At 44.3% G+C, this 25,888-nt stretch carries 26 protein-coding genes, 1 tRNA gene and 1 riboswitch; of the genes, 15 read left to right on the top strand and 12 right to left on the bottom strand.

All coding sequences use genetic code 11. From position 1 onward, the window contains the following. Position 1 precedes the first annotated feature (1 nt). From oppD to K5620_RS06820, 4 genes are all read right to left on the bottom strand, one after another. The gene (gene oppD, locus K5620_RS06835; RefSeq protein WP_016402740.1) at positions 2-976 is read right to left on the bottom strand and encodes an oligopeptide ABC transporter ATP-binding protein OppD; all 975 of its coding nucleotides are present in this window, start codon (positions 974-976) and stop codon (positions 2-4) included. A gap of 15 nt (positions 977-991) precedes the next feature. Further along, on the bottom strand, positions 992-1,900 hold the full coding sequence (oppC, locus tag K5620_RS06830) for an oligopeptide ABC transporter permease OppC (protein ID WP_016402739.1): 909 nt from the start codon (positions 1,898-1,900) through the stop codon (positions 992-994). A gap of 9 nt (positions 1,901-1,909) precedes the next feature. Further along, positions 1,910-2,830, bottom strand: coding sequence for an oligopeptide ABC transporter permease OppB (oppB, locus tag K5620_RS06825; RefSeq protein ID WP_016402738.1), 921 nt, complete (start codon positions 2,828-2,830; stop codon positions 1,910-1,912). Between the two features lie 99 nt (positions 2,831-2,929). Next, on the bottom strand, positions 2,930-4,558 hold the full coding sequence (locus K5620_RS06820) for an ABC transporter substrate-binding protein (RefSeq protein ID WP_016402737.1): 1,629 nt from the start codon (positions 4,556-4,558) through the stop codon (positions 2,930-2,932). 568 nt (positions 4,559-5,126) lie between these two features. On the opposite strand from K5620_RS06820, the gene adhE reads away from it, so the two are divergent. Together adhE and K5620_RS06810 are read left to right on the top strand one after the other, a co-directional pair. Then, positions 5,127-7,799 (top strand): bifunctional acetaldehyde-CoA/alcohol dehydrogenase, encoded by a 2,673-nt coding sequence (gene adhE / locus K5620_RS06815; RefSeq protein WP_016402736.1) that lies wholly within the window; start codon positions 5,127-5,129, stop codon positions 7,797-7,799. 122 nt (positions 7,800-7,921) lie between these two features. After that, positions 7,922-8,674, top strand: coding sequence for a DUF3108 domain-containing protein (locus tag K5620_RS06810; protein ID WP_194164050.1), 753 nt, complete (start codon positions 7,922-7,924; stop codon positions 8,672-8,674). 68 nt (positions 8,675-8,742) lie between these two features. On the opposite strand, the gene K5620_RS06805 is transcribed toward K5620_RS06810, so the two are convergent. Then, positions 8,743-9,693 (bottom strand): LysR substrate-binding domain-containing protein, encoded by a 951-nt coding sequence (locus K5620_RS06805; protein ID WP_016404061.1) that lies wholly within the window; start codon positions 9,691-9,693, stop codon positions 8,743-8,745. Between the two features lie 97 nt (positions 9,694-9,790). Here K5620_RS06805 and K5620_RS06800 point away from each other — a divergent pair, with 97 nt between their 5' ends. The 7 genes from K5620_RS06800 (at position 9,791) to K5620_RS06770 (ending at position 15,181) form a co-directional block, all read left to right on the top strand. After that, on the top strand, positions 9,791-10,009 hold the full coding sequence (locus K5620_RS06800; RefSeq protein ID WP_016404060.1) for a DUF1127 domain-containing protein: 219 nt from the start codon (positions 9,791-9,793) through the stop codon (positions 10,007-10,009). 373 nt (positions 10,010-10,382) lie between these two features. Then, the gene (locus tag K5620_RS06795; protein ID WP_016404059.1) at positions 10,383-11,051 is read left to right on the top strand and encodes a PilZ domain-containing protein; all 669 of its coding nucleotides are present in this window, start codon (positions 10,383-10,385) and stop codon (positions 11,049-11,051) included. Continuing rightward, on the top strand, positions 11,048-11,881 hold the full coding sequence (locus tag K5620_RS06790; protein ID WP_016404058.1) for an SDR family oxidoreductase: 834 nt from the start codon (positions 11,048-11,050) through the stop codon (positions 11,879-11,881). The genes K5620_RS06795 and K5620_RS06790 overlap by 4 nt, the downstream gene beginning before the upstream one ends. A 63-nt stretch (positions 11,882-11,944) precedes the next feature. Next, entirely contained in the window at positions 11,945-12,820 is an 876-nt protein-coding gene (locus tag K5620_RS06785; RefSeq protein WP_016404057.1) for a TraB/GumN family protein, read from the top strand. A 68-nt stretch (positions 12,821-12,888) separates the two neighbouring features. After that, positions 12,889-13,032 (top strand): DUF3149 domain-containing protein, encoded by a 144-nt coding sequence (locus K5620_RS06780; RefSeq protein ID WP_152779542.1) that lies wholly within the window; start codon positions 12,889-12,891, stop codon positions 13,030-13,032. Positions 13,033-13,104: 72 nt separating this feature from the next. Beyond that, positions 13,105-13,680 carry a DNA endonuclease SmrA gene (smrA, locus tag K5620_RS06775; RefSeq protein ID WP_016404055.1) on the top strand — a complete coding sequence of 192 codons (576 nt, stop codon included), beginning with the start codon at positions 13,105-13,107 and terminating at the stop codon, positions 13,678-13,680. 13 nt (positions 13,681-13,693) lie between these two features. Then, positions 13,694-15,181: a carboxypeptidase M32 gene (locus K5620_RS06770; RefSeq protein WP_016404054.1), complete on the top strand. Its 1,488-nt coding sequence runs from the start codon at positions 13,694-13,696 to the stop codon at positions 15,179-15,181. A gap of 43 nt (positions 15,182-15,224) precedes the next feature. On the opposite strand, the gene K5620_RS06765 is transcribed toward K5620_RS06770, so the two are convergent. After that, entirely contained in the window at positions 15,225-16,133 is a 909-nt protein-coding gene (locus tag K5620_RS06765) for a LysR family transcriptional regulator (protein ID WP_016404053.1), read from the bottom strand. 106 nt (positions 16,134-16,239) lie between these two features. Here K5620_RS06765 and K5620_RS06760 point away from each other — a divergent pair, with 106 nt between their 5' ends. Beyond that, a complete protein-coding gene (locus tag K5620_RS06760; protein ID WP_221077462.1) occupies positions 16,240-16,995 on the top strand; it encodes an SDR family NAD(P)-dependent oxidoreductase in 756 nt (251 codons plus the stop codon). Between the two features lie 57 nt (positions 16,996-17,052). Here K5620_RS06760 and K5620_RS06755 read toward each other — a convergent pair whose 3' ends face one another. Continuing rightward, complete coding sequence (locus K5620_RS06755; RefSeq protein WP_016403723.1) at positions 17,053-17,373, bottom strand: hypothetical protein; 321 nt, start codon at positions 17,371-17,373, stop codon at positions 17,053-17,055. A 259-nt stretch (positions 17,374-17,632) separates the two neighbouring features. On the opposite strand from K5620_RS06755, the gene K5620_RS06750 reads away from it, so the two are divergent. Beyond that, positions 17,633-18,727: a ketoacyl-ACP synthase III gene (locus tag K5620_RS06750; RefSeq protein WP_040307642.1), complete on the top strand. Its 1,095-nt coding sequence runs from the start codon at positions 17,633-17,635 to the stop codon at positions 18,725-18,727. An 85-nt stretch (positions 18,728-18,812) separates the two neighbouring features. On the opposite strand, the gene K5620_RS06745 is transcribed toward K5620_RS06750, so the two are convergent. Genes K5620_RS06745 through cobT form a run of 4 tightly spaced genes read right to left on the bottom strand, consistent with a single transcriptional unit; the run spans position 18,813 to position 21,639 of the window. Further along, positions 18,813-19,247 (bottom strand): lysozyme inhibitor LprI family protein, encoded by a 435-nt coding sequence (locus K5620_RS06745; protein ID WP_016403721.1) that lies wholly within the window; start codon positions 19,245-19,247, stop codon positions 18,813-18,815. Beyond that, positions 19,228-19,812, bottom strand: coding sequence for a histidine phosphatase family protein (locus K5620_RS06740; RefSeq protein WP_016403720.1), 585 nt, complete (start codon positions 19,810-19,812; stop codon positions 19,228-19,230). Before K5620_RS06740 ends, K5620_RS06745 begins: the two co-directional genes overlap by 20 nt. After that, entirely contained in the window at positions 19,809-20,612 is an 804-nt protein-coding gene (locus K5620_RS06735) for an adenosylcobinamide-GDP ribazoletransferase (RefSeq protein ID WP_040307634.1), read from the bottom strand. The genes K5620_RS06740 and K5620_RS06735 overlap by 4 nt, the downstream gene beginning before the upstream one ends. Next, a complete protein-coding gene (gene cobT / locus K5620_RS06730; RefSeq protein ID WP_016403718.1) occupies positions 20,599-21,639 on the bottom strand; it encodes a nicotinate-nucleotide--dimethylbenzimidazole phosphoribosyltransferase in 1,041 nt (346 codons plus the stop codon). Before cobT ends, K5620_RS06735 begins: the two co-directional genes overlap by 14 nt. Before the next feature lie 140 nt (positions 21,640-21,779). Here cobT and K5620_RS06725 point away from each other — a divergent pair, with 140 nt between their 5' ends. The 3 genes from K5620_RS06725 to purU all read left to right on the top strand — a co-directional run bounded on the left by K5620_RS06725 (position 21,780) and on the right by purU (position 24,682). Further along, a complete protein-coding gene (locus K5620_RS06725) occupies positions 21,780-23,261 on the top strand; it encodes a DUF3369 domain-containing protein (protein ID WP_016403717.1) in 1,482 nt (493 codons plus the stop codon). A gap of 94 nt (positions 23,262-23,355) precedes the next feature. Then, on the top strand, positions 23,356-23,817 hold the full coding sequence (locus K5620_RS06720; protein ID WP_016403716.1) for a YchJ family protein: 462 nt from the start codon (positions 23,356-23,358) through the stop codon (positions 23,815-23,817). Positions 23,818-23,845: 28 nt separating this feature from the next. Then, positions 23,846-24,682, top strand: coding sequence for a formyltetrahydrofolate deformylase (gene purU / locus K5620_RS06715; protein ID WP_016403715.1), 837 nt, complete (start codon positions 23,846-23,848; stop codon positions 24,680-24,682). Here purU and K5620_RS06710 read toward each other — a convergent pair. Beyond that, on the bottom strand, positions 24,679-25,209 hold the full coding sequence (locus K5620_RS06710) for a VC2046/SO_2500 family protein (protein ID WP_016403714.1): 531 nt from the start codon (positions 25,207-25,209) through the stop codon (positions 24,679-24,681). The two genes, purU and K5620_RS06710, sit on opposite strands and share 4 nt — an antisense overlap. A 164-nt stretch (positions 25,210-25,373) precedes the next feature. Between K5620_RS06710 and K5620_RS06705 the strand changes: the two genes are divergently transcribed. Then, positions 25,374-25,457: transfer RNA gene (locus K5620_RS06705), tRNA-Tyr, on the top strand. A gap of 289 nt (positions 25,458-25,746) precedes the next feature. Continuing rightward, positions 25,747-25,830, bottom strand: a riboswitch (cyclic di-GMP riboswitch). Positions 25,831-25,888 lie beyond the last annotated feature (58 nt).

Genomic DNA, 25,888 nt, shown 5'->3' with positions numbered 1-25,888 from the left:
CTTATTGGCCTCCGCTTAAGTGGAAATCATTGTGACAAGCACGCTGACGCTGATTAGCAAAAGTGCTTAGTTCAGGGCTTTGCTGGCGACAGTGATCGCTCACTCTATGACAACGTTCCTGGAACGGACAGCCCTGTGGAAGCTTAAGTAAGTTAGGAGGATTACCCGGAATAGTCGGCAATATTTCGCCTTCGGTATCCAAACGTGGGATCGCTTTTAACAAACCTTCGGTATACGGATGACTAGGTTGATAAAACACTTCCTTAGCCGTGCCATATTCCATGGTGCGGCCAGCGTACATAACCAATACTTTGTCACAGATACCGGCAACTACACCGAGATCGTGAGTAATCATAATAATTGCTGTATTAAACTCACTCTTCAGTTCGTTTAGCAGTGTCATTATTTGCGCTTGAACCGTTACATCTAAGGCCGTAGTTGGCTCGTCGGCAATTAACAGCTGTGGTTTACACAGCAAAGCCATAGCAATCATTACTCGCTGGCGCATACCACCCGAGAACTCATGGGGGTACATGGCCATACGTTTTTCAGCTTCTGGCATTTTAACTGCGTCAAGCATACGAACGGCTTCCACGTGGGCTTCACGATTACTCATACCCTTGTGTAAACGCAATACCTCTTTTAGCTGCTCACCCACTTTCATGTAAGGGTTTAGCGAGGTCATGGGATCTTGGAAAATCATCGAGATTTTCTCGGCGCGTATGGCGTTTAACTGCTGCTCTGGCAAGTTAAGAACTTGCTGGCCGTTAAACAAGGCTTCGCCGCTAATAGTACCGTTTTTTGCCAGTAAGCCCATTAAGGCAAAAGCGGTTTGGCTTTTACCTGAACCAGACTCACCAACAATACCCAAGGTTTGCCCTGCTTCCAGTGAAAAAGTTAAATCGTTCACTGCGGTTACGCTGCCTTCGGGGGTAGAAAACTCTACACGAAGGTCTTTCACATTTAATAAACTCATTACTCTGCCCCTGCCTTAGCGATCTTTTGGATCTAAGGCATCACGTAAACCGTCGCCTACATAGTTAAAACTAAACAGCGTGACCACCATAAATGCAGCTGGATATAATAGCTGCCAAATGGCAATTTCCATGGTTTGCGAACCGTCTTGCAACAAAGCGCCCCACGAGGTCATTGGCTCTTGTACACCCAAACCTAAGAAGCTTAAAAACGATTCGGTAAGAATCATTTGTGGTACTAGCAGCGTGGCATATACAGCAACAATGCCTAATACATTAGGCACAATGTGGCGGGTAATAATTTTCCATTTGGATACCCCACACACTTCGGCAGCTTCAATAAACTCTTTGTTTTTAAGACTTAAGGTTTGGCCACGAACAATACGCGCCATGTCTAACCAAGACACTGCGCCAATGGCAACAAACACCAAGAAAATATTGCGGCCAAAAAAGGTCACCAGCAAAATTACAAAGAACATGAACGGAATGCCGTAGAGGATCTCTAGCAAACGCATCATTACTCGGTCTACTGTGCCGCCTAAAAAGCCCGAAGTAGCGCCATAAAGGGTACCAATAAGTACCGCGACAAAAGCGCCCATCACACCTACCAGCAACGAGATTTGTCCACCCAATAAAGTACGAACAAACATATCTCGGCCTAACGAGTCGGTGCCAAAATAGTGGCCACTTTCAATAGATGGTCCATGGTGCATGGCTCCCCAGTCGGTATCGTCAAAGGCAAACTCACTAAGATGAGAGCCAAACATCACTAGCAAAGTGATGAATACCAATATGCCTAAACTTACCATGGCAGCGCGGTTACGCATGAAACGCATACGCGCATCTTGCCACAAACTGCGGCCTTCAATTTCTAACTTATCTGCGAATTCACTAATAGCGTCGCTGTTTTGTTTGTTATCTAACATTGCAGCCTCCTAGTAGCGAATTTTCGGATCGATGAAGGCATACAAGATGTCTACAATCGCATTGAAAACAATGGTAAAGGTACCAATTAAAATGGTGAGACCTAATACTAAGGAGTAGTCTCGGTTAAGCGCTCCATTCACAAACAACTTACCAAAACCAGGCAAGCCAAAAATGGTCTCAATCACTACCGAGCCAGTAATAATGCCAACAAAAGCTGGGCCCATGTAAGACACTACTGGTAACAAAGCTGGGCGCAGCGCGTGGCGCACAATAATGTAACGATATGGCAAACCTTTCGCTTTGGCGGTGCGGATAAAGTTAGAGCTTAATACTTCAATCATGCTGCCGCGCATAATCCGCGCAAACGAGGCCACGTAAAGCAAGGACATGCCCAACATGGGTAGAATAATGTATTGCCACTGCCCCCCGTTCCAGCCCCCTGCGGGTAACCATTGCAACTTAATTGCAAAGATATAAACCAAGGTGGGCGCTAGCACAAAGGAGGGCATCACCACCCCGGCCATTGCCGTGGACATAATGCTAAAGTCCATCCAGGTATTTTGTTTTAATGCTGCCAGCGTGCCTACAGACACTCCCATCAACACTGTAAAGATAAAGGCAATAGAGCCGATTTTTGCTGACACCGGCAGGGCTTGCGCCACAAGTTCATTCACGGTGTAGTCTTTGTATTTAAATGATGGCCCAAGATCGCCTTGTGCCAAGTTGCCTAAGTAGGAGAAGTATTGCTCCAGTACTGGTTTATCCAAACCGTACTTAGCCTCGATATTGGCTAAGACTTCAGGCGGAAGTGAGCGCTCACCAGAGAATGGGCTTCCCGGGGCAAAACGCATCATAAAGAAGGTGATAGTAATCAATACCAACAGCGTAGGTATTGCTTCTAGCATTCGTTTTAAGATGAACTTAATCATTCGATTTTCCAGCTTATGTTTATTGCTGTAATTGAATTAGCGTAGCTAACAACAAAATAAGGCACCTTAAGCATAAGGTGCCTTACAAAAGACCATCAACTATTTGGCAATAATGTATAGATCTTTAGTGTAAATTTTGTCTTCGGCGTTGTTCATTGGGTAGCCACCAACTGTTGGCTTAACCAAACGCGCATTTACGTAGTGGTAGATTGGAGCAAGCGGCATGTCTTGAGCAAGTTGTGCCTCTGCTTGGCGGTAGTTATCGCCACGAACAGCATCATCAACCGCTGACATAGCTGCATTCATAAAGCCATCGTAAGCTGGGCTGTTGTAGAACTGATCATTGTTACCGTTATTGCTCTGCATTAACGATAGGAAGGTTGACGCTTCGTTGTAATCACCACACCAGCCGGCACGGGTTACATCGTAGTTACCGTTACGACGGTTATCTAGGAAGGTTTTCCACTCTTGGTTCTCTAGGTTTACTTTAACACCAAGGGTTTTCTTCCACATAGAAGCTACTGCAATAGCGATCTTCTTATGGTTTTCGCTAGTGTTGTACAACAAGGTAAACTCTAGAGGCTTGTCTTTACCGTAACCTACTTCGGCTAGTAGCTCAGCAGCTTTTGCATTACGCTCTTTTTGCGACCAAGTAGCGTAATCTGGCGTATCTACTTGTAGGCCAGCCACTTTTTGGTGTGCAAAGTTGTAAGCAGGTAGCTCACCTTTGCCCACGATAAACTTAGCTACTGCGTCACGGTCAATCGCGTAAGACAAAGCTTTACGTACGCGAACATCATCAAATGGTGCTTTTTTGTTGTTAAAGCCGTAGTAGTAAGAACATAAGTAAGGCGTTACTTTTAACGAATCTGGCTGCTCTTTTTGCATGCGCTTAAAGTGCTCGTTAGCCATTTCGTAAGTCATGTCAATTTCGCCCGCTAGGAAGCGGTTCATGTCAGTAACTTGGTTTTCAATTGGTAGGTAAGTCACTTTGTTGATAACAGTTTTGTCGTTATCCCAGTAGTTTTCGTTACGCTCCATAACAATTTTTTCATTCACTACCCATTCAGATACTTTGTAAGCACCGTTACCCACAAAGTTCGCTGGTAAAGTCCACTTATCAGCGAACTTTTCAACAGTAGCTTTGTGCACTGGCTTCAGCGTAGTGTGCGACGTCATCGCAACAAAGTATGGCAGAGCTTGCTCTAGTTTAATTTCTAAGGTGTAGTCATCAAGAGCTTTAACTGCTAATTCAGAGGCGTCTTTCTTACCATTGATAATGTCTGCTGCATTTACCATGGTGGTCATTTCTAGATACCACGAATAAGGCGCTGCAGTTTTTGGATCAACTGCGCGTTTGAAACTATATTCAAAATCGTGGGCGGTTAATGCATCGCCATTAGACCATTTTGCATCTTTGCGAAGGTGAAATACGAAGGTAAGGTTATCTTCAGTTTCCCAAGATTCTGCTACGCCAGGTACCAGGTTTCCGTCGCCATCTTGATTTACTAAACCTTCAAGTAGCTCACGAATCACATTAGATTCTGGCACGCCTTCGGTTTTATGGGGGTCTAGGGAAGCAGGCTCGGTGCCGTTACCACGTACAAGTTCCTGTACCGGGGCAAGCTTAACGCCAGCAGGAACATCAGCAGCAAAAGAGGCAGTGGTGAAAGAACTTAGGATCGCAGCACTAACGAGGCTGGCAGCTAAAGTTTTAGCAGTTTTCATTTTCATCTCCATATTGACACATTTGGCTATAACTAGGCCGTTTGTGAAATTTCCATTCACTTTACATGAATATTAAATCAGTACAATATTCTAATAAAACGCACATCAACGCCAGATGCTACACCCGAATCAAAGAAACAACAAATAATAAGTTGCCTTTTATTGGTGAAGATTCCTGATTATTCTCAAGAATTATTGGGTTTTTATTGTTAATTCACTAGGTTAAGCTAGCATCTAAAAAATACGTCAAAACTTACTGTTAACGTAGATAAGTTGAGAAGAAACTACAAATTTGATCGGAGTAGCAAAATTGGTAAAAAATTTACACTTTTTGCCTGAATACTGATTGATTCTGTAAAATTAGCCGAAAATATTTCGTGATTTTTTTACATTTGTAACTTAGCAACACATGATCTGGATCAAGTTGTACCACTAAAGGGCTACCTATAATTGCTGGTGAAAGTTAATTACTAAACCACTGGAACGGTGATTTACGGTCTATACTGAGGCGGATTGAACTATCAGTGTTGGTTTACTAATTAGTTTTAGTTTAAATGAGGAGAACAGGATGCCTGTAGGTAATATTGATGAGTTAAACGCAATGGTTGCTCGAGTGAAGGCGGCGCAAGCTGAATTCGCATCTTACAGCCAAGAACAAGTGGACAAGATTTTCCGCGCTGCGTCACTCGCTGCTTCTACAGCACGTATTGAACTAGCTCGTATGGCGGCTGAAGAGTCTGGCATGGGCATAATGGAAGATAAAGTGATCAAAAACCACTTCGCTTCTGAGTTCATCTACAACAAATACAAAGATACTCTAACTTGTGGCGTTATCGAACGTAACGACGAAGGCGGTACTATTACTATCGCTGAGCCAGTAGGTATTGTTTGTGCCATCGTACCAACCACTAACCCAACTTCTACCGCTATCTTTAAAGCGCTAATCAGCCTTAAAACGCGTAACGGTTGTATCTTCTCTCCACACCCACGTGCTAAAAACGCAACTAACTTTGCGGCTAAATTAGTACTTGATGCTGCTATTGCTGCTGGTGCGCCAAAAGACATTATTGGCTGGATTGATACTCCTTCTGTAGAACTATCTAACGCACTAATGAAGCACGAAGACATCGCGCTAATTCTTGCAACTGGTGGTCCAGGTATGGTTAAAGCTGCTTACTCTTCTGGTAAGCCTGCAATTGGTGTTGGTGCTGGTAACACGCCAGTAGTAATTGACGAAACTGCAGACGTTAAACGTGCTGTTTCTTCTATTCTTATGTCTAAGACTTTTGATAACGGTGTTATCTGTGCTTCTGAGCAAGCAGCTATCATTGTTGAATCTAAGTACGACGAAGTAATTGCTCGTTTCGCTAAATACGGCGCAGCAGTACTAAGCAAAGCAGACGCAGATAAAGTACGTAAAGTACTTATGATTAACGGCGCGCTTAACGCTAAAATCGTTGGCCAACCAGCATACAAAATTGCTGAGCTAGCTGGCGTAACTGTACCAAAAGCAACTAAGATCTTAATCGGTGAAGGCCTAGAAGCATCTTACGATGACGAGTTCTCACACGAGAAACTATCTCCAACTCTAGGTGTTTACAAAGCGACAGACTTTGAAGACGCTGTTCGCCAAGCTGGTATCGTATTAGACATCGGTGGTGTTGGTCACACGTCTGTACTTTACACAGACCAAGACGCTAACGCTGACCGTATCGCTTACTTTGGCGACAAAATGAAGACTGCACGTATTCTTATCAATACGCCTTCTTCTCACGGTGGTATTGGTGACCTTTACAACTTCGAACTAGCACCTTCTCTAACGCTAGGTTGTGGTTCTTGGGGTGGTAACGCGATTTCTGAAAACGTGGGTCCAAAACACCTTATCAATAAGAAAATTGTTGCGAAGCGAGCTGAGAACATGTTGTGGCATAAACTACCTAAGTCAATCTACTTCCGTCGTGGTTCATTACCAATCGCAATGGACGACCTAGATGGCAAGAAACGTGCAATGGTTGTTACTGATAACTTCCTATTCAACAACGGTTACATCGACGACCTACGTGCCATCCTTAAAGAGAAAGGCATGGAAGTTGAAGTATTCCACGATGTAGAAGCAGATCCTACTCTGTCTATTGTGAAGAAAGGCGCTGAAGCTTGTCACAACTACCAGCCAGACGTAATTCTTGCTGTTGGTGGTGGTTCACCAATGGATGCTGCGAAGATCATGTGGGTAATGTACGAGCACCCAGAAACTGACTTCGAAGACCTATCAATGCGCTTTATGGACATCCGTAAACGTATTTACAAGTTCCCTAAAATGGGTTCAAAAGCTGAACTAGTATGTATTACTACTACTTCAGGTACTGGTTCAGAAGTAACTCCGTTTGCGGTTGTAACTGACGACACTACTGGTCAGAAATACCCACTAGCTGACTACGAACTAACGCCTAACATGGCTGTTGTTGATGCTAACCTAGTAATGGATATGCCTAAGTCACTATGTGCCTTCGGTGGTTACGATGCGGTTACTCACGCTATGGAAGCTTACGTTTCTGTACTAGCTAACGAATACTCAGACGGTCAAGCTCTGCAAGCACTTAAGATGCTTAAAGAATACTTACCAAGCTCTTACCAAAACGGTAAAGCTGACCCAGTAGCTCGTGAGAAAGTACACAATGCTGCTACTATCGCTGGTATCGCGTTTGCTAACTCTTTCTTAGGTGTGTGTCACTCAATGGCTCACAAACTAGGTGCCGAGTTCCACGTACCACACGGTTTGGCTAACGCATTGTTGCTAACTAACACCATTCGTTTCAACGCGACTAACACGCCAACTAAACAAACTGCGTTCTCTCAGTACGACCGTCCTAAGGCACGTGCTCGTTACGCAGAAGTTGCTGAGCACTTAGGCTTCCGTGAAGGTAACACTGAAACTAAGCTTAACGCCCTTCTAACTTGGTTAGACGAGTTGAAAGTTGAATTGAACATTCCTCTATCTATTAAAGATGCAGGCGTGAACGAGGCAGACTTCCTAGCTAAAGTTGACGAACTAGCGGTAGACGCGTTTGATGACCAATGTACTGGTGCAAACCCACGTTACCCACTAATTGCTGAACTGAAACAAGTTCTACTTGATTCTTACTACGGTCGTCCATACACCGAAGCAGCAGATAGTGCAGAAGCTGAGTCTCAAAAAGCTAAAAAACCAGCTGCTAAAAAAGCGACTAAAGCAAAAGCTTAATCACTAAACAGCACTGAATACTAAGGCTCCTTTACGGAGCCTTTTTTTTATTTTCATTTTCGCGCTAAGCTTTGTCATACTATGGCGGCTATAATTTGTCGAAGATGTTTGGGGTTAATGTTATGTCGTATTCAAAAGCTATAGCACTTTCAGCTTTGTTAGTAGCCACCACCAGTATTGCTGAGGTACTGCCCTTTGAGGCCGAATACCGCGCAGATTTTAAAGGTATCCCCATTGCCAAAGGCTATCGCCAACTGATTGATTTGGGTAACGATACCTTTCAAATTAAAAGTATTGGTACAGCCCTCGCCGGCGGCCTGAAATACGACGATACATCTCGCTTTACCTATCACCAACAAGATGTAAAAACCTTAGGCTTTGTGCTTAAACAAAGTAACCTATTTTCCACTACACGAGTTACCGGCCACCCAGACCGTAAAGGCGGCTTAATCGTTGATGTTGATGGTGAAAGGCACCATTTTGAAGCACCAGACAACGTGCACCAATTAATGGATGCAGCAGGCTTCTCGGTGCAATTACAAAACGACTTAAAGAAAGGCTTAAAAGATTTAGACTACCACTACAATGTGATTGATGAAGTGGATAACTATCGCTTCACCGTCGTCGCCGAAGAAACCGTAGAAACCATACTCGGTACTTTTGAAGCGCTAAAAGTGGAGCAGAAAAAACGAGAAGGCCGCAGCACCTGGCTATGGTTAGCGCCTGAATTAGATTATCACTTGGTTAAAGCAGAAATTATCCGCAACGGTAAAAGCTGGGCTACCCTAGAGGCCACCCGCATTGATATTGTTGAACCAGAAAAACCAATGTTAGCTAAGCAAGCCGCTAACAACGAAGCAGAGCTTAGTAACTAACCAGCCTAGCGTTTGCAATTATAGAGCCTTGTTAATCACAAGGCTTGCTGCTGCAGATAGAGCTGTATTCAATTTTTTATTAGTGGCGCGTTAACAATTTTGCTTTTGCTTCGCTGCGTCTCCCCCTCTAGCCAAAACTGCTGAGCTTGCTGATTAATCCACTCACTAAACTGCTTAATTTTATCTCGTTTAAAATAAGGCTTCGGCGCTACCAAATAATAACGATAACGAGGTTTTACCTCTACATTGCCCAATTTAACCAGTAAACCTTGTTGGATATACTTCCACGCCAAGCTGTGCCGCACTAAAGCGATACCTTGAACAGCTAGCGCGCCTTCAATCACCACATGAGCACCTTGATACAATAAATTGGCCTTAGGCACGCTAGAATTAAAACCTGCTAGCTCTAACCAATACTGCCAATTCATATCAGGCCTCGCATCATCAATCAGCGTGTGTTTACTCAAATCGTTTAAGCACACCTCTGGATGTTGCTCTAAATACAATGGATGACAAACTGGATAAAGATGATCATCCATTAGCTTAGCGGCATGTAAACCTGGATAATCTCCCAAGCCATAACGCACACATAAATCGACCCTATCTTGGCGAAAATCTACCAAACTATTTTTTGGCATTAGCATTACCGATAGATTTGGGTGTAGTTGGCTAAACCCACCTAAACGAGGCACTAGCCAATGCTGGGCAAAAGACGGCAACACCGACAAAGACATGCTGTTTGGATCGGGATCAAGGCTTACTTGGCGAACACCGTCCTGTAGGGTTCTAAATGCTTGCTTAGCGTAATGATGCAAGGTTTCACCCTCAGCGGTTAACACTACTCTACGATGCTGACGCTCAAACAGCTGCACATCAATTCTCTCTTCTAACTGACGGATCTGTTGGCTCATAGCCGCTGCACTCACAAATAACTTTTCTGCAGCTGCTTTAAAGCTGCCCATTTCTGCAGCCAAGTAGAAGTAATAAAGCCCTTGCAAGGGAGGCACTCGGTCACTCACTTAAGTTTTCCTTAACTAAGAGTCAATTTAAGTCGTTTGTCACTGACCTCCAATATAGCGTACTTTTTAACCGTAAGCAGCCCAAAGGAGATTTGTTATGAACATTATTAGCCAAACAAAAACAAGCCAACCACGCCAAGCTTTAACATCACCTAAACTAAACTTAAGCAACATACTTAGTAAATTGGATATGCTATTTGCGCGCCGAAAAAGCCGTCGTGAATTAGCTAAGCTTCCCGACTATTTACTAAAAGACATTGGGGTGAGTAGAGCAGATGCATTACGAGAAGCCGAGAAATCATTTTGGCAGTCTTAGCGCCACTTAAACCGATCAATAGGGGTGTATTGCCAAAGCTTGACTAGCCCTAGCTGTAAATTGTTAGTGCGACTTGAAGCAAGCAATAGCCCCTATTCTAAACTCGCTCTAAGTAATCTTTTTGATGAAGAATAGCTTGCTTACTAACTACGCTAAAAAGCTCTCGAGCCTCTACTAATACTAAGGTGTTGATGTAACTAAGCTTTACCTAGGCCTTTCAACTATTGACTTTTAAGCTAATAAAACTTGTTCACTCCAATGAGTTTTCAAGATGTTTTTTTGACAATTAATCCGCTAGAATCTGCGCAACTGATCACACATCAAAGTGGTCGAACCTGAATGATCGCACAAACGGATTTGAAGTTTTACCCTTATGGATCAAGTACAGTTTCACAAAGTGCCGCCAAATTGCGGACTAAGCCTTAATATTACCACTCGCTTTAAAAAAGCAGCCGATTACAAAGGCTACTGGATAGGCGTAGACAAAAAGAGCTACATTATTTGCCGCCTTAATGGTGCCGATTCAAGCACTGGCATCAACCTTATTAGTGAAGGCTGTGAAGTAAATGCGCGCTTTCATTGGGACGGTAAACTCATCGCCTTCCGCTCAGAAATTGTGGCGTTGATTAATGAGCCCGCTCGTTGGATGATTTTGCAATATCCACAAAACGTCATGTCTATGCCACTGCGTAAATATGACCGTTATGAGTGTTATCAGCCAGCAACCCTGCACCTTGATTCAAAACACGTGTTACGTGGAGTGCTAAAAGATATCTCTGAACGTGGTTGTAAGTTTGTGCCAAGCGCTGCCAACAAGTTCAATATCAATGTATTAAAAGACAAGAACTTACAGCTACAAACCCGCTTTCCTAAGCGCGACGAGCCAGTAATTCTTACCTGCCAAATAAAAAATACCCCTAACGAGCGAAATGAATTTGCACTGGGCTGTCAATTTGTTCAAGATTACGAACTTGTTAATCAACAAATTGAATACCAACTTGTTGATAAAGCCTACGAAAAGAAAATACAGGGCATTGCTTGAGCAAACCAATCAACAGCATTTTAATCACCGGGTGTAGTAGTGGCATTGGCCTTTATTGCGCCAAAGAATTACAACAGCGCGGCTACAATGTTATCGCCTCTTGCCGTAAAGACGACGATGTGAAAACGCTACAAACAAGTGGTTTGCAATGTGTAACACTTGATCTAGATAGCGAAAGCTCTATTGAGCAAGGCTGGCAACAAGCGCTAGCCTTAGCTAATGGTAAAATAGATGCTTTGTTTAACAATGGTGCCTATGGTCAACCAGGGGCGCTAGAGGATCTGCCCACTCAAGCACTTCGCCAACAGTTCGAAACCAATCTATTTGGCTGGCATCACTTAAGCCGTTTAGCAGTAGCCCATATGTTACAGCAGCAACATGGGCGGATTATTCAAAACAGTTCGGTACTTGGCTTAGTAGCGATGAAGTATCGCGGAGCCTACAACGCCAGTAAGTTCGCCCTAGAAGGCTACACCGATACACTACGTTTAGAATTAGCCAATACGCCGCTACATGTTTCGCTCATTGAACCAGGCCCTATTACCAGCATGTTTAGGAAAAATGCTAAAGCCGCCTTTGAACAAAACATTGATGCCAACAATACTCGCCACCAAAGCGCTTACCAGAAAACGCTAGAACGCTTAGAGCAAGAAGGCCCAAGCAGTAAATTTACGCTACCCGCTAGCGCGGTGTATAAAGCCCTATTGCACGCACTTGAAAAGCCAACACCTAAAGCGCGTTACTACGTTACCTTCCCTACCCACTTGTTTGCTTGGCTTCGTCGAATATTACCTGTTTCATTGCTCGATAACATTCTTAAAAAAGGCTAAAGCTGCTCGCCAGCTAAGCGACTCATGCTAAAGTAGTTTTCTGTTCCTAAGCATGGATAAACTATGAAACCTTGGCTTAATCGCTTAAGCACTTTATTGCTGCTGTTCTCTAGCAGCCAAATAGCTGCAGAACCCTCTCTTTGGCTAGCCAGTAAAGACCAGCAACAGCTCTACTTGTTTGGCTCTATTCATCTAGGCAGCGAAGCATTTTACCCCTTGCCTAAACCGTTTATTGAAGCCTTTGAGCGCAGTGAGCGCCTAGTGATAGAAATGGACGTATCGTCTGTTTCCAGCAGCGATCAACAGCTATTGCATCACGCTAGCCAATTGCCAGGCGGTGAGAAATTAGCGGACAAAATAAGTGCTGATTATTTAGACCAACTTAAGCAACGCAGCCAACAGCTTGGGATCTCACCTTCTATTTTCGATAACATGCAGCCCTGGTATGTAGCGGTGGTTCTTAGCCAGTTGCAAATGCAAGCCCTCGGCTTTGAGCCTGAATTGGGGCTTGATCTACATTTCATTCAGCGGGCGCAACAAAGCCAGCTTTCGATCCACCAATTAGAAAGCTTTGCCGAGCAAATAGAAGCTTTAAGCAGCCTAGCCAGTATTCAAGTACCTTTGTTGGAGCATACCTTGGATGACTTTGAGCAAGTACCTAGCTTGTTCAATCAACTCGTAAGCCACTGGAATAACGGTGAGAACCAAAAGCTACTGGCATTACTTGAGGACGACCCGATGTTCCAACACGATGCCGAATACGTATTGGAGAAATTGCTATTTGAGCGCAACCACAAATGGATGCGACAACTAACTAACTTAAGCAATACCAGTTTTGTGGTAGTTGGTGCGATGCACTTATATGGAGAACAAGGTTTACTCGATGAGCTAATAAAACTGGGTTACTCAATCCGTGAAGTTGATCCGGCGACAAATTGACCAACATCAATTTGACCTTTCCTTGAGCAATTTATGCTAATTACTCCTACTTAAAAGGAGTATTAGCAATGGAACTTTGGTTAGACTTACTCTTTGGTAATAGCATTGGATTAATGTCGGTGACGGTGATTGCCACCACCATTGCTTTGATGGGATTTTATACATTTTATTTCTTGAAAAAAATCCGCCAAAGCGACCCTCAGCAAAAATAAGCTTACGCAGCGGTTGCACCGCTGTCTGCTCTCATCTATAAAGAAGGAACTTCGTTGTTCAGGAGTTCTTTTATGTCTGATGAATTTGATCTGTTCCAGCAGGAAGTGGCTGGAATAAAACCCTTAAAGCAAGATGCCGTGGTGTCGGCTGGCGACAGCCTTAACGAAGCGGCCAAAAAAGCTAGACAACAGGCCGCTGCAGAGCACCTTGCTACATCTCAAGATTACCTTTCTTTAGAGAATGTTACCTTACTGCACCCCGACGATGTGGTGTCTTTCAAAAAGTCAGGCTTACAACAAGGCGTGTTTAAAAAACTACGCTTAGGCAAATATGAAATTCAAGCCAAATTGGATTTACATAAATTTCGCTTAGAAAAAGCCCGCAGCGAAATAATTAGTTTTATTAAGCAATGCCAAAAGCTCAATATCCGTAGCGCACTAATTATTCCGGGTAAAGGCCATAACAGTGACCCACCAGCACTATTAAAAAGCTATGTGAGCCAGTGGTTACCGCAAATAGACGCAGTGTTAGCTATTCACAGCGCCCAAACGATGCACGGTGGTACTGGCGCCATTTACGTACTACTCAAAAAAAGTGAGTTACAAAAACTCGATAACCGTGAGCGTCATGCTCGCCGTTTAGCCTAAGCTAGGAACAACTATGACTAAGCAAACTGCTTATCAACAGCTCTGTGAGCACTTTAAACACCTGTCAAAACTCTCTCACTTAAATTCGATTTGTGGCTGGGATCAGGCCACCATGATGCCAGATGGCGGTAACCAAGCTCGTGCCGAAGCCTTAGCAGAACTAGCAGTGATTATTCATGAAAAGTCCACCCGCCCAGAAATGGAGCAATGGCTAGACCAAGCACAGCAAGAAAACCTTAACCCGATGCAACAGGCTTCGCTTCGAGAAATGTCTCGTAGCTGGCGCAATCAAACCGCCCTTCCCGCCGATTTGGTTAAAGCCAAATCGCTCGCCACTGCCCACTGTGAGCATGCTTGGCGTGAGCAACGCGGTGCTAATGATTGGAAAGCCTTCCAAGTTAACTTGCAAGCAGTAATGCAGCTAGCCATTGAAGAGGCGCAAATCCGGGCAGATAAAACCGGCTTAAACCCTTACGATGCCATGCTCGATTTATATGAACCAGGCATGCAAATGCAGCGCTTAGATAAAGTATTTAGTGAGCTGCAATCTTGGCTGCCGGACTTAATAACTAAAGTGGTCAACAAACAAGCTAATTGGCCGGAGTTAACGTTAAATGGCCCCTTCCCTAGTGAACAACAAAAGAAACTAGGTTTAGCGGTGATGGAAAAACTGCAATTTGACTTTAAGCATGGCCGACTAGATGTAAGTGCTCACCCGTTTTGTGGCGGAGTGCCCAGTGATGTACGTATAACCACGCGTTACGAAGATGAAGATTTCACCCGTTCATTAATGGGCATTGTGCACGAAACAGGTCACGCAAGGTATGAGCAAAACTTACCGCTAGATTATCTTGATTTACCGGTGGGACAAGCACGTTCTATGGGTATACACGAGAGCCAGAGTTTATTCTTTGAAATGCAATTAGGCCGCAGCCAAGCCTTTGTTGAGCAACTATTACCCTTAGTTAATCAGCACTTATGCCAGCAGCAGCCAATGCAACTTGAAGAACTTAAGCAGCACTATTTAAGTGTTAAGCCGGGTTATATTCGAGTAGACGCCGATGAGCTGACTTATCCTGCCCATGTGATGCTGCGGTATGAGCTAGAACGCGACCTAATCAATCAAGATATTAAAGTGGCAGATATCCCCGAGTTGTGGGATCAAAAAATGCAGCAATATTTAGGTTTGTCTACCAAAGGAAATTATCGTGATGGCTGCATGCAAGATGTGCATTGGCCAGCAGGGCTAATTGGATACTTCCCTTCTTACTCACTAGGCGCAATGTACGCCGCACAATTCCACGCGGCTTTAGTTAAAGCCAAACCCGACACCCCCAAAGCGGTGGCAGAGGGCAGCTACAATGAAGTTTTTGCTTGGCTGCAACAAAATATTTGGTCACAAGCCAGTATTTACGACACCGATGAGCTGGTAATTCGTGCTACCGGAGAAACCTTAAACACCTACTACTTCGAGCAACACTTGCGCCAGCGTTACCTATAAGCTCTATATGACTGCCTGACGACCGTCAGGCAGTTCTCTGTTTTCATATCAAACTGCTTGCTGCTAAACGCTTCATCAATTCTTGTAGCCATTCCATAAACAAACTTAAACGCTGCGGCAACTGTCGACGTGACGAATAGAGAATTGAGACCGGCATCGATGGAACCTCAATATCAGGCAAAATACGTTGTATGGCCCCACTTTTAAGCTGTAACGCCGCTCCCATAGCCGGAACTTGAATAATGCCTAAGCCAGCCTCACATGCTGCCATATAAGCGTCAGTGCCATTTACTGCCAGCCTACTGGGCATTTCTAATACTTGGCGCTGCCCTTTATCAAGGTATTCAAACTCGGCTGCGCTGTTGCCCATTTTAGGCGCATAATCAACTAAATAATGCTTGGCTAGTTCGTTAAGCTGCTTTGGTTCGCCATAACGCTGCAAATAACTAGGACTAGCACAGCTGTAGATTTGATAGTTACATAAGGGTTTTGCAATGAGTTGGCTGTCTTGCAATTCTCCCACTCTAATTAAACAATCGACGCCCTCTTTCACCGGATCGATTTGATAATCAGCACTGCTTATTTTGATTTTAACTTGTGGGTAACGCTCTAGCCATTCGGCTAAGTGAGGCAGCACAATGGTGCTAGCAAATCGGCTAGGCATATCCACTCGAAGGACACCGCGTATTTCATCCGCTTGACGAAATTGGCTTTCTACAGCGTCTAACTCCCGCAAAATAGACCTACACTGCTGAAGGTAAACTTCACCGTCCTGAGTAAGCGTAACGCTACGCGTGCTACGATGAAGTAAGCGAGTTGCCAGCTTTTTTTCCAAGAATTGCACCGCGTTGGAAATGCTCGATTTAGGTAAATCAAGTAATTCTGCTGCTCGCGTAAAACTGCCACTTTGTGCAACAGCCACAAAACGTTGCATTGCCTCAAATTTATCCATAAGCCACTACTGTTCGCCTAAAAGAAACAATGATATCTATTTTAGTATGTTTTTCACTAACAGTATTTTTTCTATCCTGCATGTCGACACAAACAGGAGAGACTTTATGAACAACTTATTATTGGTGACAGGCGGAAGCCGAGGCTTAGGGCGCAGTGCTGCTTTAGCCTTAGCGAAAAGCGGAGTGGATATAGTCTTCACTTACCATAGCCAACAAGACAAAGCCGAGCAGCTAGTGAGTGAAATTCGCCAATTTGGAGTAAACGCCGCCGCCATTCAACTTGATCTGGCAGATAGTAGCAGCTTCCCCAGCTTTATCAGTAGATTAAGAGCGATCTTACAGCAACAATTTGAACGAGACTCAATCAACTACCTGGTTAATAACGCAGGAATCGGCATTAATAACAGCTTTGCTGAAACGACCGAGCAACAGTTTGATCAATTAATGAATGTGCATTTAAAAGGCACTTTCTTTCTTACTCAAGGCTTGCTGCCAATGATTGAAACAGCAGGGCGAATAGTCAATATCTCTACCGGATTGACCCGCTTTAGCATGCCAGGCTTTTGTGCTTATGCCATGATGAAGGGAGGATTAGAGGTAATGACTCGCTACTTGGCAGCAGAGCTAGGCCACAAGCAAATTAGGGCAAATACGCTCGCACCAGGAGCGATAGAAACTGACTTTGGTGGCGGAATTGTACGTGACAATGCCACACTTAATCAGCAACTAGCCCAACACACTGCGCTAGGCCGAGTAGGTATTGCAGAAGACATTGGCGACGCCCTCTCCATGTTACTCAGCGATCAAGCTTCTTGGGTAAATGGCCAGCGGATAGAAGCTTCGGGAGGAATGTTTTTATAAGCTTAAACCAATAAGGCTTTGCCCAATGTGCCTTGGCTAAGCCTTATTTCTAAGGCTTTACTGCTCGTTTGCGTTCAGCAATAACCAGTCTTGTGGCTTAGGATCTAATGGGGCTTCTACTTCATCGATAGCAGAAAATGTCCAAATAAACATAGATTTGAAAAAGGCTTCTTCATTATCTATTTGGCCATTTACAGCCACCAGTTTTTTAGGTGGTAGGTTGCCAATAACATCGCCACCAAAAGCTAAAAGGCTTAGTGAATCTGCGTAGAAATCAACGGTTAATTCAAAAAAACGCGTATTATCAGTAAAACTAGATATTTGAGTATTACCATCACCAGGTGGAGACAATACAGAATTGTGTTGTTGCGCAGTCATAACAGACCCCATTTACGTAATTCAGAGAGTAATTGAGCGTCCCTGTTACATAAATTGACCTACATATTATTAGGTCTAGTCCATCAATATGGGCTGATTATGGCACAACTTGACCAATAAAACACCAGCTAAAGCTAAAATGTGAGCTTTAGCCACAAAAAGCTACTGTTTGAGACTAATTCTTGTTCTAGTTTGGTTATTTGCAATGCTTAAGGCATAATCCTTGGCAACTTCAATTAGCCAGAGTTTTAAGCACGCTATGTACAATGCTGAAATTACCGGTTGGGGCAAATGTATGCCACCAGCGCGACTCACTAACCACGACTTAAGTACTTTTCTCGACACATCGGATGAGTGGATTAGTAGCCGGACAGGCATAAAAGAGCGCTGTGTTTCTCATGTAGATATTGCTGAACTCGCCGCTACCGCTGGCTTACAAGCTTTAGCTGCTGCAGGGCTAAAAGCAGAACAACTCGATGCGATTATTTTGTGTACCTGCACCCCTGGTACATCGGTACCTAGCAGTGCCAGCCGTGTACAACAACTACTTAATGCAGAACAAGCCGCCGTATTTGATATGAACGCCGCTTGCTCAGGTTTTGTTTACGGTATGCAAACAGCCTCTGCCTTAATTCAAACCGGAGCGATGAAACGCATTCTGTTGATTGGCGCCGAGCGATTAACTCAATTACTCGACTGGACTAAACGCGATACCGCAGTATTGTTTGGCGACGGTGCTGGCGCAGTGATTCTAGAAGCAAACGACCAAGTGGAAAAAGTAGGCTTCTTAGCAGCAAAACTAGGCTGCGATAGCGAGAAACGAGAGATCTTGTTTATTTCAGATTTTGGCACTAACCGTAAACGTTTTTCAGGCGTAGATACGCTTTACAATTTTCAGTTTGAAGGACCTGAGATTTTTAAACGTGCGGTAAAAGGCATGGGTGAAGCAGCAAGTAACGTATTAGAGCAGGCTAACATCGCCAACAATGAGCTCAACTTCATTGTGCCCCACCAAGCCAACTTACGCATTATTGACGCCCTAGCCAAACGTATTGATGCTCCCTATGACAATATTATGGTGAACATTGAAAAATACGGGAACACTTCAGCGGCCACTGTTCCAGTAGCCTTATGTGAAGCCTTAGAGCAAGGGCGAATCAAGCCTGGTGACAATGTATTGCTAGCCGCTTTTGGTGCTGGACTGACATGGGGAGCGGCTGCGATTCGCTGGGGTCAGCGTGTTACACCTATCGCCGAATCAGATGCTAGTTTAAGCCCTTGTGAGCAAACTGCTTTGGAAATTTTGGCCCCCGCCATTAAAGGTTGCCAAGAAGCACGCGCTGCAGAAGCGTAATTGCCCAGAGGCTGTTTATCTTTCGCGACAGTTTACCAGCAAACAGCCCGCTAAAAGCGGGCTGTTTGCTATCTAAAATTCAACCTTACCACTGGTGCAAACGGCTTAACCAATGTTGGGTAAGCTCTATCTCACAACTTAAATACTGGCTAGCCGAACCGCTGCCGCCAGCCATCATTAAGCTTTCCCAAGCACACAAAGATTGCCGAAACTCACTAAACTCTATTTTGGCTTTTTCTAAAGCTTGAACTGCGCCTTGAGCCCCTTCACTAATAGACTCTAAGTCCATAGCTTGCTTATGCAGAACAACCAAACGTTGCCTTACTTGATGGTCAAGTTGGGCTAGGCTGTTCTCTAAACATGTATTTACTTCCGGTTTAGTAGCACGCTGCCAGCACTTACCAATAATGTTTACTTTAGGTTTATTGGCCGAGGTACTTTCTTCACTGGCTTGAGCTTGCCCCAGAGCAAATGTTAAAGGCACACATAAGATAACAAGTTTAGCGATTAAGGTATTCAATGGCGGCTCCATTAGAGGCAAATGTTATACAAGTTAAGGATCCAAATGTTAGTGCTATTTTGCTGGACTCAGCCACAGGTAAAGCTTGAATATCTCCAACAATGGTACGAATAACCCCAGCATGAGTAAACCACACGTGGGCGGTATTTACTTCACTAGTTTTAGATAACTGAGTTTGCCAAAAGCCTAGTATGCGTTGGCTAAACTCAGCAACGGTTTCGCCAGATTGGCCAAGGCGATAGCCCTCTAAATTATCAGCCCAAGCATCCAGTAGATTGCGGGGAATGTCATCCCAGTTACAACCTTCCCATTGACCAAAACTTATTTCCTTCAGTGAATCTTGATATGCAATATCCTCCGGCACAAAAAGGCTTTCGGCCAACTGGCGACAACGTAACAAAGGGCTAGCACACACTTCTGCTACCGAGTACTCGGCCAATAATTTTTGCAATCGTACTGTGGCTTGTTGTAGTTGTTCTGGTATTGCAGGCATATCTAGCTGGCCGTAACAGCGGTTGCTAGCAATATCTGGTTGGCTGTGGCGCACCAATAGTACTCGATTCACAGAATTAGACCTGTATTAATAGCTGCAAGCAAACTGATATAAATAGCCACTTCGCTCAACTGCTGCTGTGCGCCTAAGGTATCCCCTGTATAACCAGCCAACTTTAGCTTAAGGTAGCGAGCCCACAGTAGCGTGACTAGCAAGCAACTTAACACCGCAAAAGCTAACATATTTAGCTCTAATAAAGCTGCTGGCACCGCAACCCAAAACAAGGCAAAAAGAAGCTCTTTGGAACCAATCGACTGAGCAACAGCTTTGGCTTTACTCGGCTCAGACGGCTCACGAACGTAATCAAGTTTCCAGATAATAAGCACCGCGCTAAAGCGACTTAAGCTATGCGCTAGCCACAGCACCAATAAGAGATCGGTGCTAACGAGCGCCTGACTAAGGCTCAACAAGGCACTAAATTTAATCGCCAATATGCTGCACAAACCTAGCACTCCGTAGGTGCCTAAGCGGGAGTCTTTCATAATTCGCAGCATTTGCTCTGGAGTGTAGCCACCGCCAAAGCCATCACAGCAATCGGCAAAGCCATCTTCGTGAAATGCACCGGTAAGCCAGCAGCTAGCGGCCATCGAGAGCAATATAGCTAAGGGCGCACCAAGTATGGGCATAAGCAATACAATGAGCCCCGCGCTAACTAAACCAACAATCCAGCCAACCAAGGGGAAATACGCCACACACTGGCTGAGACTTTGGCCACTGTATCTTACATTTTTCGGAACCGGGATCCGGCTAAAGAAACTGAGTGCATTAAACACTAAGTTCATCTCATGTTTGGCGCGTTCAATCACGCTCACGACTCACGCCAGCTGAGTCAAACGAGGCCATTTCTTTTAAGAACACCAGCGCAGACTCAACCAGTGGATAAGCCAGCACTGCGCCACTTCCTTCACCCAAGCGCAGTGCTAAATCCAGCAAAGGCTTAGCCTCTAGCGCTTCAAGTAACCTTTGGTGAGCATGCTCTGCACCTTGGTGACAAAAAATCATGTATTGTGTTACCAAGGGGTTTATCTGGCTGGCCACCAAGGCAGCCGCAGAGCAGATAAAACCATCTACCAAAATAACGATGCGCCGATGAGCGGCTTCTAGCATCGCTCCCACCATGGCAGCAATTTCAAACCCGCCTACTTTGGCTAGCCATTGCTGCGCGCTGTATTCACCTTGATGGTATTGCATCGCTTGCTGTAACACTGCCGTTTTATGCTGTAAGCCTTGATCATCTAAACCAGTTCCGCGGCCAACACAGTCGCTAACATCCAAACCCAAGCAGCCCGCCATTATGGCAGCAGCACTAGCCGTGTTAGCAATGCCCATCTCGCCAAAAGCCAACAAATTCGAACCTTCACGTGCAGCTTGGGCAACTCGCTCGGCGCCAACGTCGATGGCTTGAAGACATTGCGCTTTGCTCATTGCATCGGCATTCAAAAAACTCTTGGTGCCGTTTGCTACCTTACACAGTTGTACCCCTTGCTCAGACAAAAGCTGGCCCACCCCAACATCAACAATCTCGAAGTCCAAACCATGTTGACGACAAAATACGTTAACGGCGGCTCCACCATTAACAAAATTTTGTACCATTTGAGCAGTAACTTCTTGTGGGAAGGCGCTCACACCCTCAAGCGCAATACCATGGTCCGCAGCAAATACAATCATTTTAGGCTGGCGAATTTCAGGCTCTAAGGTCTGTTGAATTTGGCCTATTTGGCAGGCTAAACTTTCCAGTTGGCCAAGAGAACCTTGTGGCTTAGTTTTTAAATCAATCTTATTGATTAAGGCTTCAGCTAAGCCTTGGTCTAGCGCTTCAATCACGAATTTATTATGCAAAATCAATTTCCTAGCAACATAAGTGCAATTGCTTAAGCTTAGCGTGTTTAATATCCAGTTTTAAGAAAAATATCCTAAGAATCGCTAGTAATTTCCTATACTGATGATAGAGGCCTTATTAACGAGTGAGGACAGTAGCAATGGATGATAGTGCTGAACTTTTCCTGTTTGATGAAGAAGACGATACCGCTACCGAAACCCTAGAGCCAGCTCCCTGGAAGGTGCTAATTGTTGATGACGACAGCGAAATGCATACCGTCACAAAATTAGTATTAAACAACTTTTCTTATCAAGATCGAAAACTCAGCTTTATTGACGCCTATAACGCTGCCGAGGCTTATCAATTACTAAGTGAACACGGCGATGTTGCGATTGCCTTAGTAGATGTTGTGATGGAAAGTGACGATGCGGGCTTATTGCTTATCGATGATATTCGCCAACGCCTTAACAACCACAAAATACGACTAATTTTGCGCACCGGGCAACCCGGCTTAGCGCCTATTAGAGAAGTGATTCGCCGCTACGATGTGAGCGACTACAAAAACAAAACCGAGTTAAGCGATGTAAATTTAGATACTTTAATGTGCGCCTCCCTTCGTGCCTACCAAGAAATTACCGAACTGCATTCACAACGTAATAACCTGCGTGCGGTCATCAATTCCTCCAGCCATATTGAAAATTGCAAAAACGAGCAAAACTTGGCTATAGGCGTGTTTCATGAGCTAATTGACTTGTTAACACAGCAAGATGCCAAACTTACCCTCAGTGGCTTAGCCTTAAGTGTTTACCGCTCCAAGCTTAAAGTACTGCATAGCGAAGGGAAGCTGGCCTATTTAGAAGAAGTTCGCAGCTTACATGAGCTACCAAGCCGAGTTCAGTCATTGCTTAACCAAGCGCAGCAAAATCAACAGCACAGTTTTGGCGAGAACAATGCGGTGTTTTATTTGCAAAATACTGATAGCGAACCTTTGATGTTCTACCTAGAAGGATGGAGCGACACCCAGCAGTTGCAGCTAGAACCACTTAACTATTTGATTCAAACTACGGCTGTGCGTCTAGAAAACCAGCACTTGCAAAAACAACTAGCTCACGGTCAACTGCGCCTAGTGGAGTTAATTCATCAAGCCATTCAAACCAAACATTATAATACCGAGCAGCTCAGCAATATAGAACGCTATTGCGCTAAACTTGCTGCGGCTTATTCGCTCAGCGACCAACAGTGTGAAGCATTAAACCAAGCCGCTAGCTTTTATGACCTAGCTAACCACGGCTTACCCGACGTGCTGCTTAGCTGTAACATGTTAAGCCAAGGGAGTTGGCAGCGCATTGCCGAACATTGCGAGCTACCAGATGCACTTAAAGATCCCGCAGTGCAACAGCAAATAGATGCTGCACTTATCGTAGCTAATCAAAGCCAAGAACACTGGGATGGTAGTGGCCGACCACTAGGCCTAAGTGGTGAAGCCATTCATATTTACGCCCGTATTGTGGCTTTAGCGGTATTTTTAAGTGAACAAACAGACCAGCAAGCAAGTTTGGCTCAGCTTGATTTAGCCAACAACCCACACTTTGATCCTCAATTAACCACATTTACGGTTAAGCACATGTTAAATCCTGATTAATAAGGCCAATTTGGCCAAACTATCACCAAGTTTCAGCTGCCTTATCGGCAGCTTCTTGCTACACTTCGCCCTTAATCAAATTTGAGGTTTCCCTGTGTTAGTTTGCCCCTGCGGTAGCGGCAACGATTTTCTTCAGTGCTGTCAGCCCATCATCACCGGTGATTGCTTACCAACAAGTTGTGAGCAGTTAATGCGTTCTCGCTACACCGCGTTTACGCTGGGCGATGCTAGTTATTTATGGCAAACGCACCACCCGGACTATCGACAAGGCGATGCCCCGCAACCTTCAACTAAAGAAGATTTAGGGCAATGGGAAAAGCTACAAATAATCTTTAGCTGTGACTTTAAAGATGACCAAACAGGCATAGTGGAGTTTAAAGCTCATTATCGCGAACAGGGTCAACGACAAATTTTGCACGAGCGCTCTAACTTTAAGAAAGTTAACGAGCGTTGGTTTTATACTGATGGAGAGTTCGCCCCAAAAGCCTTGGCGCGTAATTCAGCTTGCCCCTGCGGAAGCGGCAAAAAGTTTAAACAGTGCTGTAATAAATCTTAACTTTAAAACTGAATAAATCGAAAACACAATGGAAAGAAAAATTCTATTAACCGAATGCCCAGACGCAAAAGGTTTAATCTCAAGCATTACCAATATATGTGCTAAGCACCAGCTTAACATTATTAAAAACAACGAGTTTGTTGATAACGATGCCAATCGCTTTTTTATGCGTACGGTGTTAGAAGGCTACTTTAACGACCAAACGTTACTTGCCGATTTAGATGGCGCACTTCCAGCTGGGAGTACCCGTCGGCTAGAAAGTGCCGGGCGCAAACGTATTGTTATCATGGTAACCAAAGAAGCGCACTGCTTGGGCGATCTACTCATGAAAGCCGTTTACGGTGATATGGATGTAGAAATTGCTGCAGTTGTTGGTAACTACGATAGCCTACGTACCTTGACGGAAAAATTTGATATTCCTTTCCATCATATTAGCCATGTAGATTTAAGCCGTGAAGAGCATGAGCAACAAGTTATTAAGGTAGTGCAGCAGTACCAACCAGACTACGTAGTACTTGCCAAGTACATGCGTATTCTTACGCCAGCTTTCGTTGAAGCCTTTAGCAACAAAATCTTAAACATTCATCACTCGTTTTTGCCAGCATTTATTGGCGCGAAGCCTTATAAACAAGCTTACGACCGAGGCGTAAAAATTATTGGTGCGACCGCTCACTTTGTAAACAACGATTTAGACGAAGGGCCAATCGTAGAGCAACATGTAATCCATGTTGATCATACTTACAGCGCCGAAGAAATGGCCAAAGCTGGCCGTGATGTAGAAAAAGCTGTATTAAGTAAAGCACTGCAGCAAGTGCTTGATGAAAAAGTATTTGTATACGGAAACCGTACCGTGGTGTTTCGTTAATTAAAGTACTTAACGCTAAGTGGCTTTGAGTAATCGAAGTCACTTAGTAGCTTGTACATGTCAGTACCCTTCACTTCCTTATCTATTTCTTGCTGTAGATCTGGCTTAGCCACTTGGAGTTTTACCCGACTTAACAAATCCACGTTGTTCATTACCTCGTGAGGTAAACCGTCTACACTGTCTTCTGCACACGCTGCATAGCCGCCAAGAGCCTGTTCTAAACGAATTCGCGACGGCTCACCAGCATGCAAGTGCTTGCTCCAATTAGCTTGCACTGAAAACTCATCATCTAGCGCTTTAAGAGCGCGAGCTTGAGCCAGTTGAAACTTATCACGTAAATCTTGCTGAACCTGTTCATGCTGTTGCTTTTGCATTGAAAACTGAGCTTGATCGCACACGTTTTGACTAAGCATGCTAAGCAATAAATGAAAATGAGCCTGATCGCCCTGCAAGGCACTTTGGTTAAGCGTATCGCCCAACTGCAGTTCATCACATAAGCTACTTTGTCTAATTTGCTCAACTAACATATTGCTCCTCCATTACCTTTATAGCTATCGGAAAAGCAGGCTAAAACTTTAGCAAATTTCGGCCAAATGCACAGATAATAAGCAAACAGTTATCTACCAATAAAAATGTCGCTGTTTTTGCTTTACAGCCCATCAAGTTCTGGTAATATGCCGCTCCACAAGCAGGAGGGGTTCCCGAGTGGCCAAAGGGAACAGATTGTAAATCTGTCGCGAAAGCTTCGGTGGTTCGAATCCACCTCCCTCCACCATATTGATAAAAAAAGACATCTTAGGATGTCTTTTTTTTATACCCGAGATTTGCCTTAAGTATGCAATTAGTGCGCAACAAAATATTAAGTTGAGCAATAACCAATAGATTTAAAAGTCTTAGGAGCAACGGCATTTAGAAACAAATGCTTAACAAGATAAGGCAGCAGAAACAAATACGCCAAGCTAATTTTAGCTTGGCGTTCCAACCAAATACGGAAAGTAATAAACGGTAAATAGACTAACTTACTAAGTAGAAAGATGTACATTGTGCAAATCTAACCACTCAACTAAGGCGGTCCAGCCATCTTAAGGTTGCCCTAAAGACCTGTAACTTTCCGACCTTGGATCACTCCAAGTTTGGCTTTGACTCAGCGCTGATGAGACCAAAAGACTCATCAACACCTCAATATTAAATCAAGCTTAGCTGTTT

Source organism: Agarivorans albus (genome assembly GCF_019670105.1).
Taxonomy (GTDB): Bacteria; Pseudomonadota; Gammaproteobacteria; order Enterobacterales; family Celerinatantimonadaceae; genus Agarivorans; species Agarivorans albus.
This window is presented reverse-complemented; position numbering and strand designations above follow the sequence as displayed.